This is a genomic window from bacterium, assembly GCA_016873475.1.
GTDB lineage: Bacteria > Krumholzibacteriota > Krumholzibacteriia > JACNKJ01 > JACNKJ01 > VGXI01.
Genome location: VGXI01000097.1, coordinates 1 through 11,664, shown reverse-complemented (window position 1 = coordinate 11,664; position 11,664 = coordinate 1). Strand labels below are relative to the sequence as shown.

The window sequence follows — 11,664 nt, the reverse complement described above, 5'->3', positions numbered from 1 at the left end:
GGCGGCACCGGGGCGCGCAGGCTCGTCGCGTCCCGCGGATCGTGGCCCAGGATCAGCTCGAGGATGAGCGCGGCATCGGCCACGCTCTTCGTGATGGGTCCGATCTGGTCGAGGCTGCTGGCGAAGGCGACCAGCCCGTAGCGGCTGACGCGGCCGTAGCTGGGCTTGACGCCGACGACCCCGCAGAATGCGGCCGGCAGGCGGATGCTGCCCCCCGTGTCGCTGCCCAGGGCGAAGAGCGCGAGATCCGCGGCGACGGCCGCCGCCGAGCCGCTGCTCGAGCCGCCCGGGCTGCAGGCCAGGTTCCAGGGATTGCGCGTCGGGCCGTAGGCCGAGTGCTCGCCCGAGGAGCCCATCGCGAACTCGTCCATGTTCGTCTTGCCGAAGTAGGCACCGCCGGCGGCGGCCAGACGGGCGGCCGCCGTCGCGTCGTAGGGCGAGACGTAGCCGGCGAGGAGACGGGACGCGCAGCCCGTGGGCGTGCCTGCACAGCTCATGTTATCTTTCAGGACAAACGGCAAACCCATTAGAATAGAATCGTTTACCGCGCTCGGGCAGGAGGGCATCGGGGCGCGGTGGCGGAAGCAAGCAAGGCGGGCGTCGTGGCGGTCGCAGCGCTCGGCGAGGGCTGTCCAGAGCTCCTCGCGGCTGGACTCGCCGGCCGCGAGGCGCGCGCGGGCGCCGCCGAGGTCGAGGCCGGCGATCACGGCGTTTCGCTCTCGCCCACGCGCGACGGCGGCAGGACCGGCGGCACCAGATAGTGACCGGCCTCCTGCTCCGGCGCGAGCGCGAGCAGGAGGGCCGGCGGCAGCGAGGGGCCGGGTGCGTCGTCGCGGAGAGCGGGCGCGGCCTCCCCCGCGAGGGCCGGCGCCTCGGTCCCCGGCGGCAGATCGGCGAGCGCCTCGGCGTAATCGAGGATGCGGGTGAGGTCGCGCGCCATCGCCGCGCGCTCGTCCTCGCTCAGCGCGAGCCGCGAGAGCGCCTCGAGGTGGAGCAGCAGCGCGCGGTCGATCTTCATGCCTCCGTCCCCTGCCTGGGCGGTCGCCTAGAGCGGCCGCAGGCCCGCGACGCGCGCGAGCAGCTTGCGCGGCCCCTTGCCGTCGAAGAGAACGATCACCCGCAGTTCCTCGCCCCCGCCCTCGAGCTTGTGCACCGTGCCCGTGCCGAGGCTGGGATGCGCGACGCGCATGCCCACGCGCAGGCCGCTCGCTTCCGGGTCCTGCTGGAACTCGCTCGCGAAATCCTCGCCGCCGTCCTGGGCGAACTCGTCCGTGGCGCGGGCGGACAGGCGCGGTGCCCGGCGCGGGTCCCAGCGGCGAGGCGCGGCGGGCGTCTCGCTGCGGTTTCCGCGGCCGCTCCAGCCGCCCCAGCGATCGCGGCCGGCCGGGGGCAGCTCCGCGCGCGCCAGCAGCGCCTCGCCTTCGCGCTCTACCCACTCCGCCGGCAGCTCGGCGAGGAAGCGGCTGGGTGCGGCGGGCAGCAGATCGCCGAAGCGGCGGCGATTGAGGGCGTGGGTCAGCCAGAGCCGGTTCTCGGCGCGGGTCAGACCGACGTAGAAGAGGCGGCGCTCCTCCTCGACCTCGCCGTCGTCCTCGCTGCCGGCGCTCAGCGCGTGCGGCAGGAGCTGCTCCTCGACGCCGCAGATGAAGACCGTGTCGAACTCCAGGCCCTTGGCGTTGTGCAGGGTCATCAGGGTGACCAGCTCGGCGCCCTCGCGGTGCTTGTCGATGTCGGCGACCAGGGCCACCTCGGCGAGGAAATCGCGCAGGGAGCCCGGCTGGCCGAGGCGGGGCTCCGCAGCGGGACCGGCCTCCGCGTCGACGGGCAGCGCCGCCGCGCCCAGGGCCTCGGCCAGGCGCGCCTCGAGGAAGGCCTGCGCGGCGCTCAGGAGTTCCGCCACGTTCTCGCGGCGCGTCTCGGCCTGCAGGGGATCGCCCTCGGCGAGGTACTCGAGGTAGGGCACCTTCTCGAGCAGGCGCTCGAGCACCTCGGGTGCGGCGTCGAGCTCGGGTCGCGGCGAGAGCGAGAGCAGGAGGCGGCCGAACTCGGCGAGCCGCTTGCCGCTGGCGTCGGGCAGCGCGGCGAGCTGTTCGGGGAAGGCCGTCACCAGGAGGCCCGGCGCGATGCCTTCGCTCTGCGCGAGGGCGGCCAGGCGCGCCTCGGTGGTCTTGCCGATGCCGCGGGGCGGCACGTTGAGGATGCGCTCGAAGCTCACCGTGTCGGCGGGGTTGGCCGCCACCTTGAGGTAGGCGAGCAGGTCGCGGACCTCCTTGCGATCGTAGAAGCGCGTGCCGCCGATGATCTGGTAGGGCAGGCGGCTGCGCGCCAGCGCCGCTTCGAGCGCGCGGCTCTGGGCGTGTGTGCGGTAGAGCACGGCGAAGCCGCCCAGCGGCGTCCCGAGCGCGGCCAGGCTGCGGATGCGCCTCGCCACGGCCTCCGCCTCCTCCTCCTCGTCGAGCAGGGTCTGCACGCGCACGGGCTGGCCCTCGCTGCGCGCGGTCCAGAGCGCCTTGCCCTTGCGCTTGCGGTTGTGCGCGATGACCGCATTGGCCGCCTCGAGAACCGGCCGCGTCGAGCGGTAGTTCTGCTCGAGCCGGATCACCGCCGCCCCCGGGTGTTCCCGCTCGAAGTCGAGGATGTGGCGGATGTCCGCACCCCGCCAGCCGTAGATGGACTGGTCGTCATCCCCCACCGCGAAGAGGTTGCCGCTCGCGCTGGCCAGGTGCTCGATGAACTGCATCTGGAGCGGGTTCGTGTCCTGGAACTCGTCGACGAGGACGAAGTCGAAGCGCTCCGCCCAGCGCGCCCGGGCGGCATCATCGTCGCCGAAGAGGCGCACCGGCAGGGCGATGAGATCCGTGAAGTCCAGGGCCTGCGCCCGCGCGAGGCCCTTCTGGTAGGCCGCGTAGACGCGGGCGGCGAGGCTGTCGCGATAGCCCTGGGCGAGGGCCGCCGCCTCCTCCGGCGCCAGGAGCTGGTTCTTGTACTGCTCGATCGCCGCGCGCGCGGCCGGCGGCGTCAGGCTGCCCTCGGGCAGAGCGAGCTCCTTGATCACGCCCTTGAGCAGGGCGAGCTGGTCCTCGGCGTCGTAGATGCCGAAGTCGCGCGCGAGGCCGAGGCGCTCCCCCTCGCGGCGCAGGATGCGCACGCCCGTGGCGTGGAAGGTCCCGAGCCAGAGCCGGCTCGCCGCCTCGCCGAGGCTGGTCTCGAGGCGGCGGCGCATCTCGCCGGCGGCCTTGTTCGTGAAGGTGAAGCCGAGGATGCGCCAGGGCGGCGTGCCCTCGCGCACGAGGCGCTGGATGCGCTCGGTGAGGACGCGGGTCTTGCCGCTGCCGGCGCCGGCGATGACCAGGCAGGGCCCCTCGCCGTGGGCAACGGCAGCCTCCTGGGGCGGATTGAGGCTGAGTGGGGTCACGAGCGCTCCGGCGTCAGGCGACGGTGGACGGGATTGGGCAACAATACGGAGCCCGCCGCCGCCGGGGAAGGCCTTTTTCCCGGCGCTGACCCTAGAACTGCGCGCCGATCGAGAAGTGGCTGCGCCGCGCGCCCAGCCGATCGAGATCCGTCGGCCAGGCGATGTCCCAGAGCAGCAGGAAACCGCCGAGGTTGATGCGGAAGCCGTAGCCGACATCCGCGCGCAGATCGGCGAGCTGCGGCGCCTCGTCGGGCAGGAAGACGCGGAAGTCGTCCCCGGTCCAGGCGCCGCCAAGATCGGCGAAGACGCTGCCGCCGATGCCGCCCCAGGCCAGGGGCAGCGGTCCGCCCAGGTAGATCGCGTTGATGAAGGGGAAGCGCCACTCGACGCTGGCCAGGGCGCTGCGCGTGCCGGCGAACTCGAGGTAGTCGTAGCCGCGCAGATCGTAGGGCCCGCCGAGGTAGAAGTAGACGGGATCGACGCCCTCGCTGCCGCGCGCGGTCAGGCGGAGGGCGAGGCTGTGGCCCGCCGGACCGAGCAGGTAGCGGCGCCAGTCCAGGTAGCCCACCCAGCGGGCGACGGGCTCGCCGGTACCGAGGTCGTGGGCGTAGCCGGCGCTCAGCGCCCAGCGACTGCCCTTGACGGGGCCGAGGTAGTCGAAGAGCGCGTCGTCGTAGACGAGGGAGAGACTCGGCTGCGCGAGCAGGCGCTTCTCAACTGGATCGCGAGTTGTGTCGCTGAGGGGAATCGGCCGGCCCCAGGGATCGAGCCCCTCGTAGTACTCCCGCTTCGCGTAGAGGACGTTGAGGTCGGCATCCAGGCGCATGAAGAGACTGAAGGGATAGCTCGCCGAGAAGAAGCCGCCGCGCCGCCACTCGAGCGCGAGGCGGTCGCTGGGGAAGTACTCGCCGAAGCTGCCGATGCGCGTCTGGTAGTAGCTGAGGAAGCTGTAGGCCCCGGTGCGCCAGTTGAGCCGCCGCGTGCGCCGCGTGTAGGCCGCCATCAAGTTCGAGTCGGAGATGTTGCCGAAGACGTCCAGCAGGAGGGTGATCTCCTGGTCGCCCAGCACGTCCTTGAAGCTGATGACGCTGCTGCCGACGAGGCCGTAGACAGTGTCGTAGCTGATCTGGCGGCCCAGGGCGTCGACGAGGAATCGCGTCCGGTAGGGTCCCGCAAGGCCAGTCAAGGAGTCGCCAGGCGCCGGCAGGGCCGCGATCCGGTGGCCCAGTTCGCTCGAATCGGGCAGCGCCGCGAAGGGCGTGTAGGCCAGGCTATCCGCCTCGGCGGCGAGACCGGGCAGCGGCGCTGCGAGCTGCGCCGGCAGGTTCTCCAGGACGAAGACGTCGTAGCCGCCGCCGACGAGACTGGAGAAGGCCAGGCGCTGGCCGTCGCCGCTCAGGCTGGGGCCGATGACGCCCCCGGCCGGCGCATAGACGCGGCGCGGCAGGGAGTCCCCCGCTGCGTGCTGCCACAGCTCCTCCAGACCGGCCGCCGTGCTCGTGAAGAGCAGGCCGCCGTCCGGCAGTGGCAGCGGCCGGCGGTCGTCGCCGGCGGTGCCGGAGAGCCGCTCGCCGCTCGTGGCCTCGCCCAGGCGCAGGTGCCAGAGCTCGTAGCCGTCCCCGGCGGCGAGCGCTTCCGGCCGGCGCCCGAAGAGCGCCGTGTCGAGGGCGGCCGGCGCCGGCGCCGTGGCCAGGGTGAAGAGCTCCGGAAAGAGCGCCGGGTGTCGCGCGTAGACGAGGCGCTCCCCATCCAGCCAGGCGGGATCCTGCTCGTCGGCGAGGTCGGCGGTCAGGCGCCGCCAGCGGCCGCTCTCCAGATCGAGCAGGTAGAGGTCGGTGACGCCGCCGACGACGCCGCTGACGGCGATGCTGCGGCCGTCCGGCGACCAAGCCGGCCCGCGCAGGCTGCTCAGCTCGCCGCGATAGCGCCTCAACTCCCGGCCGTCCGCCGCCGCCACGATCACCAGTTCGTCGGCGCCGCCGGCGAGGGCGGAAAAGGCAAGCCGCTCGCCGCTCGGATCGAAGCTGACGCCGGTGTCGAAGGGGTGCAGACTCTCCAGGCGCGAGGAGCGATGCCCGGTGACGAGCCGGCGGAGCACCTTGCCGTCCAGGCTGGAGGCGAGGTAGAGGTTCACCTCGCCGTCCTTGTCGGCGAAGTAGGCGAGCCGGCTGCCGTCCGGCGAGAAGCGGGGATTGACGAAGAAGCCGCGCCCTTCCCGCTCGTGATCGAGGAGCCGGAAGGCGCGGTCGCCCGGCCGGCCGCGCGCGGCCAGGCGAGGCCAGGTGCGCTCCTTGGTCTCGCGCAGGAAGTCGGCGCTGAGGGTCTTCAGGTTGAGTCCCGTGCGCTTCTCCAGGGCGCGCTCGAGGTTGCCGCGGCCGGCCATCTCGCGCAGCAGCTCGGCGAGGATGCCCTCGCCGAAACGCTCGGTGAGGTAGGCGATCGCCGCTTGCCCCTCCTTGTAGACGAGGAAGCCGCCGACATGGCCGTCCAGGGGCGCGAGATAGTCGCTCGCCACGGCGTCCTCGAGGAAGAGCTGCGCACTGGCGTCCCAGCCGGTCGAGAGGTACTCGGCCATGCCCTCGATGAACCAGAGCGGCGGCATCATGAACTGCCCGACGCTGCGCGCCACGTGCTCCGGGCCGCGGCCGCCGAAGAGCATGTCGAGCATGAAGACGTGCACCAGCTCGTGCGCCACCACGTGCCGGAAGTCCGGCACCGAACCGGTGTAGGGCAGCACGACCCGGCTGCGGTAGACGTCCGTGAAGCCGCCCGTCGACTCGCTGATCAGCTGCGGGCTGACGTTGGTCTGCTGGAAGGAGGGATGCGAGCTGTAGAGCACGAGCGGGATGCGCTGGCGCACCCGATGGCCGAGCCGTGCGGCGAGTCGCTCGTAGGCTTCCTCGGCGAGCAGCACGGTCTGGCTGGCGAGGGTCGCCTCCTCGGGATAGTAATAGAGGTCGAAGTGGCGGCTGTGGTAGACCTGCCAGGCGAAGGAGTCGTAGTGCACCTTGTTCTTGCCGAAGGCGTAGGCCGCGGCCGGCGCGGCCGCGGCGAGCGCGAGGAGCCCCGCCAGCGCCGCGGCGGCGAGGCGCCCGGCGGCCGGTGCGCTAGTACTCGTAGCGGAAGCGGATGTCGACATTGTACTCGTTGATCAGCCCTTCGTCGGCGTACTGCCCGCCGCGGTTGACGACTTCCGAGCGCAGGTAGAGCCGATTGTAGAGGCGGTACTCCAGCGCCACCTCCCGGTCCGATCCCATGCTCAGCCCCTGATTGTAGCTGACGTACAGACCTCCGGGCAGATAGCGCCCGATGCGCCAGCGGGTCTCGACCTCGCCGGCGGTCCCCTCAAGATTGCGGTTTTCGAGGCCGAAGTCCACCACGCCGGACAGTTCGCCCGAGACCACCTGCTCGAGCCGATTGAGCAGCTCCGCCTCCACGCGCCCGGCGACGGCGGCGCCGGCCTGGCCACCGCCCGCCTCGCCGGCGACCGGCAGGCCGGCCAGGATGCGCAGCACGTCTTCGCGGCTGTAGCCCTGCTCGCTGATCACCTCGATCTGCGGCTCGGCGAAGGTGTTCGTGATGCGGATCTGGATCTTGTCGTCGCGCTTGCGGGCCTCGGCGAGGATGTCGATCTTCGGGTTGATCCCCTCCGCGCTCGTGAAGTCCAGCTCGCCCTGCACGAGGTGGAACTTGTTGCCGAAGACCAGATAGCTGCCGCGCAGGGTCGCGAGCTCGCCGCTGACGTCCTGGCCGTCCGGCGTGCTGCTCAGCCGCAGATCGCCCGAGAGCTCCAGGTTCGCCTCCTTGTTGACGAGCAGCAGCTTCCGCTCCGCGCGCACCCCGAGATCGTAGCTGAAGATCGGCGCCAGGCTGGGACCGGGGGCGGCGGTGACGTCCGCGAAGTCGTAGCTGAGCGTGCCCTCGTGCACGACGAGATCGCCGCTCAGGAAGGGATGCGGCGGCACCTCGGCCTCGTCCCAGGTGCTCAGGGTGAGCTGCCCGCTGACCAGCCCGCTGAAGAAGGGCAGCGTGCCGTAGGCACAGCGCTCGAGGTCGGCTGTCACCGAGTACCGGAAGGGGCCGACCCAGGTGAGCCAGCCCTGCGCGCGGACCTGGCCCGCCTTGTAGCGCGCCCATTGGCTGCTCTCCGCGGCCGTGAGCGCGAGGACGGCCAGAGTGTCCCCGCGCAGCGCAGCCGTCGCCTCGATCTCGCTCAGGCGCTCCTCCCACCCCGCCAGCCGCAGGAGTCCGCCCTGCAGGCGCAACTGACCCGCAGGCCGGGGTGCGGCCGGGGTCCCGGCCAGGCTGATCTCGCCCTCGAGGCGGCCGTCGGCCTCGGCCAGGAGATCGCTGAGGCCCAGGAGATCCTCGGCGTCGGCCGCGAGCCGCAGGCTGCCGGTGAGGGCGCCGTCCGTCGGCAGGCGCGGGGGACGGCCGAGCCCGAGTGCCAGCGGCAGGCCGATCGCCCCCTCCACCCGGCTCTTCCCGCGCCGCGCCGCCAGCCGGTGGACGCTGAGCTTCCCGTCGGCGAGACGCGCAGCGAGGTCGAGGCGGTCGACGCGCAACTGCCAGAGCCGCAGGCTGTCGATACCGGCCTCCGCGCCCAGGGTGGGCTGCGCGAGCGGGCCGGCGAGCTGGATGCGCCCGCTGAGAGCGCCGCCCAGGAAGGCCGTCGCCGCCGAGAGCCGCGTCAGTCGCTCGAGGGGGAAGTCCCGGACCTCCAGCCCGAGGGCCGCGACGAGGCGCGCGGGATCGAGCTCGGCCAGGGCTGCGGGTCCGCGCGCGGCCGGCGGCAGTCCGCCGAGCCCACCCGCGAGGCGGAGCCGGCGGCCGGGTCCGGGCTCCCAGGCCAGACTGTCGACGGCCAGGCTGTCGCCTTCCCAGCGCAGGGCGAGCTCCGCGCGGCCCGCCGGCTCCCCGTGCAGGCGGATGCGCTCCAGCCGCGCCCGCAGGGCGTAGCTCGCCGGTCCGGAGCGCTCGACGACCCCGCTCAGGCGGCCGGCCAGCGCGAGCTTCGGCGGCAGCCAGGGCCCGAGCTGCGCGAGGTCGAGGTCGACCAGCTCCAGGCGATCGGGGCCCTGGTCGGGGCGGTTCCAGCGCAGGGCGACGCTGCCTTGGCTCGAGCGCCAGCGCGCGAGGCCCAGCGCCGGCTCCTCGCCCAGGCGCAGGTCCAGGGGCCGCTCGTTCAGCCACTCGCGACCGAGCCAGCGCAGCCAGGCGCGGTCCAGGCGCAGGCGCGGCGCGGCGGCCAGGAGATCGTCGATCTGCCCGCTGAGGTCCAGGGCGAGATCGGCGCCCTCGGCCGAGCCGTGGCGCAGGCGCAGCGTGTCGCCGTGCAGCTCGGCGTCGAGGTAGAAGCGGGCGAAGGCGAGGCCGGCGCCCGCGAGCGAGTCGCCCTCGGCATGGATGAGCGTCGGCTGCAGCGCGAGGGCGTCGCTGCGCAGCGCGAACTCGCCGCGGCCCAGGCGGGCGCCGAAGTAGGTGAGCCGCGCGAAGGTGCCGTCGAGCGCCATCGCCGGGCTGAGGGCGGGCCCGGCGAAGCGCCCGCGCACTTCGACATGGCCGCCCAGCAGCGAGTCCCCCGCGAAGACCCCGGCCAGCCGCGCGGAGTCGCTGACGGCCTCCACCTCGATGGCGAGGGTTTCCGCGCCGGGATGGATGCGCCCGCTCAGCGTGGCCGCGAGGCCGCGGTCCGCGACCTCGACCGCGCTCAGGGTGAGCGTGTCGCCGACGACGAGCAGCTGCCCGGTGGCGCTCGCGAAGGGATAGGCGTCGAAGCGCCCGGGGCCGAGCGTGAAGCGGAAGCGTCCGGCGCCGCCCGGGTCGACGATGTTCACCGCACCGCTGAGATCCGTGGGCGGCGTGCCGGGCAGGAAAGTCTCGAGGTCGAAGTGCGAGAGCTGAGCGTCGGCGCTGTAGCCGAACTCGCGACCCTTGATCGGCAGGGTGAAGGTGGCCGCCGCCTCGAGCTGGTTGTCGTTGAGACGCCCCTCGAGCGCGGCGAAGGCGAGGCGGCCGTCGGCGTAGAGACCGCGCAGCCCGACCTCCTCCAGGCGGAAGTCGAAGAGCGTGCCGCTCAGGCGACCCTCGAGCTGCAGGCTGTCGGGTGCCCCCGCGAGCTGGAGCTGGCCGGTCAGCTCGCTGTCGGTCTCCAGTTCCTGCCCGATCGCCGCCGCCAGTTCGCCGAGCCGCGCCGGCGCCGCCGTCAGGCCGAGATCGAGGCGCAGCCCGCCGGCCAGGCCGAGCTCGCCGCGGAGGTTCAGGTGCGAGACGGGAAGCAGGACATCGATGCCGGCGAGGTCGAGGCGCCCGCCCGTGCGCAGCAGGAAGAGCCCGGAGAGATCGACGGGCGGCCGGCCGCTGTGCTCCAGGCGCAAGCGGTCGAGGTCGAGGCTGGTGCCCTCCGCGCTGCGATAGAGCCGGCAGGCCGTGTCGCGCAGGACCAGCGTGTCCGGGCCGGCCGGCGTCTCGCGCAGCACCTGCAGGCGGTCGACGCCGAGCGCGTCGATGGCGACCTGGACGCCGCTGCGCCCGCCGCCTGGCGAGTCGAAGCCGGGATAGGCCCAGCCCGCGGCACGCACCTTGTAGGCGCGCAGCGTGGCCTCCTCCAGCAGGAGCGATTCGGCCAGGAAGTCGCCCCGCAGGAGGCCGGCCAGCGAGACGCGCAGCGCGACGCGGCGGGCCGTGAAGAGATCGAAGGGCGCGTGGCCCGGACCCAGGTAGCTGATGCGCAGGCCGTGCAGCACGAGCTCGCCCGGCAGCCGGCCCTCGATGCCCGCCAGGTGCAGGCTGTAGCCGCGCGTCGACAGGAGATTGCGGGTGACCAGGCCGGCCACCCGCTCCGCCAGCCAGGGGTTGTTGCGCTGCAGGTAGAGGAGGCCGGCCACGAGCAGCGCGCCGAAGAGGACGAGGGCGGCCAGGGTCGAGCGGCGCAGGCGGTGGCCCATCAGAAGGTCTGCCCCAGGCTGAAGTGCCAGCGCCCGCCGCGATCGGCGAGGTCCTGGAGCGGCAGACCGAAGTCGATCCGGATCACGGTGAGGGGCGTCAGGTAGCGCAGCCCCCCGCCGAGACCGTAGAACACGCGCCGCGTGTCGTTCGCGTCGCCGGTCTGCCAGGGCCAGGCGCGGCTGCCGGCGATGTCCGCCAGCGACTCCCAGGTGCCGCCGCCGTCCAGGAAGAGCACGCTGCCCAGCCCGCGCCAGCCGAAGAGCGGCAGCGGCAGTCGCCACTCCAGGTTGCCCACGAGCGCGAAGCGCCCGCCGAGGATGTAGACCGGCAGGCTCTGGCCCGGCAGATCGGCGACGAGATCCTCGGCCTCGGGGTCGATGCGCGGGCCGAGGCTGCTCTCGTCGTAGCCGCGCACGGTGCTGCCGCCGCCGCAGTAGAAGCGCTCCTGGAAGGGCACGCCATCGGCGGGCACCCCGACCAGGGTGCGCCGCCGGCTGTCGCCATAGGGCCAGACGCCGCCGAGGTAGAAGCGGCCGGCGGCGACGGCCGCGCGGGGCAGCCGCCAGTGCCGGGTGAGATTGAGTTGCAGGCGCTGGAAGTGATGGTCGCCGCCCTGCAGGCCGCCCGCCAGCTTGTAGCTGAGCCAGGAGTGGCCGCCGCGCGTCGGATTGAAGAAGTCGTCGCGCGTGTCGCGGTCGACGCCCAGGCCCAGCGAGCGCGTGTTGTAGCCCGGCACGGGCGGGAGCGGCAGGTCGCCGATGCGCCGCTGGTAGAGGAAGTCGAACTGCTGGCGCAGGTCGAGCACGGTGTAGGCGTCCAGCCGGCGCGCGGCGCTCAGGCGAATCGCCCGCGTCTCGAGGCTGAAAGCGCCGCTCTCGCTCTCGTAGTCCAACTCGCGAAAGACGAGCAGGCCGAGCCGCGCGCGCAGGCGGGCAATGTCCAGGACGCGCCACTCCAGCGACTCGTGCTGGAAGCCGAGACCGAAGCGGCCCGCGCGGTCCTTGGCGAAGGCGAAGTTGGCCTGCAGGCCGACGCGCTGGCCGCGGCCGAAGAGGTTGCGGTGCGTCCAGCCGCCGAGCAGGCGCAGGCCGTCGACGGAACCGTAGCCGACGCCGGACTCGAGCGCGGCCAGCTTGCGCTCGCGAAAGCGCCAGACGAGGCGCAGGTCCTCGACGGGCGCCGGCAGGCGCGGACCGGCGCTGGGGTCGAGGGCCTCGAGCCGGTAGTCGACCGAGCGGAAGTAACCGCTGTCGAGCAGGTTCTGCTTGCTGCGCAGGATCTGCTCGAGGCGCAGCGGCTGG

The 11,664-nt window shown here is 73.1% G+C and carries 6 protein-coding genes; all 6 read right to left on the bottom strand.

What is annotated here, in order from left to right:
* Positions 1-566, bottom strand: a 566-nt coding sequence (locus FJ251_09140; GenBank protein ID MBM4117894.1) for an Asp-tRNA(Asn)/Glu-tRNA(Gln) amidotransferase subunit GatA, incomplete at its 3' end; no start/stop codon positions are given.
* A 137-nt stretch (positions 567-703) separates the two neighbouring features.
* Entirely contained in the window at positions 704-1,018 is a 315-nt protein-coding gene (gatC, locus tag FJ251_09135) for an Asp-tRNA(Asn)/Glu-tRNA(Gln) amidotransferase subunit GatC (GenBank protein ID MBM4117893.1), read from the bottom strand.
* A 27-nt stretch (positions 1,019-1,045) separates the two neighbouring features.
* Positions 1,046-3,631, bottom strand: a complete 2,586-nt coding sequence (locus tag FJ251_09130) for a hypothetical protein (GenBank protein ID MBM4117892.1) — start codon at positions 3,629-3,631, stop codon at positions 1,046-1,048.
* Positions 3,507-6,554 carry a hypothetical protein gene (locus FJ251_09125; protein MBM4117891.1) on the bottom strand — a complete coding sequence of 1,016 codons (3,048 nt, stop codon included), beginning with the start codon at positions 6,552-6,554 and terminating at the stop codon, positions 3,507-3,509. Before FJ251_09125 ends, FJ251_09130 begins: the two co-directional genes overlap by 125 nt.
* A complete protein-coding gene (locus FJ251_09120; GenBank protein ID MBM4117890.1) occupies positions 6,523-10,362 on the bottom strand; it encodes a hypothetical protein in 3,840 nt (1,279 codons plus the stop codon). Before FJ251_09120 ends, FJ251_09125 begins: the two co-directional genes overlap by 32 nt.
* Positions 10,362-11,664, bottom strand: a 1,303-nt coding sequence (locus tag FJ251_09115) for a hypothetical protein (protein ID MBM4117889.1), incomplete at its 5' end; no start/stop codon positions are given. The genes FJ251_09120 and FJ251_09115, both read right to left, overlap by 1 nt.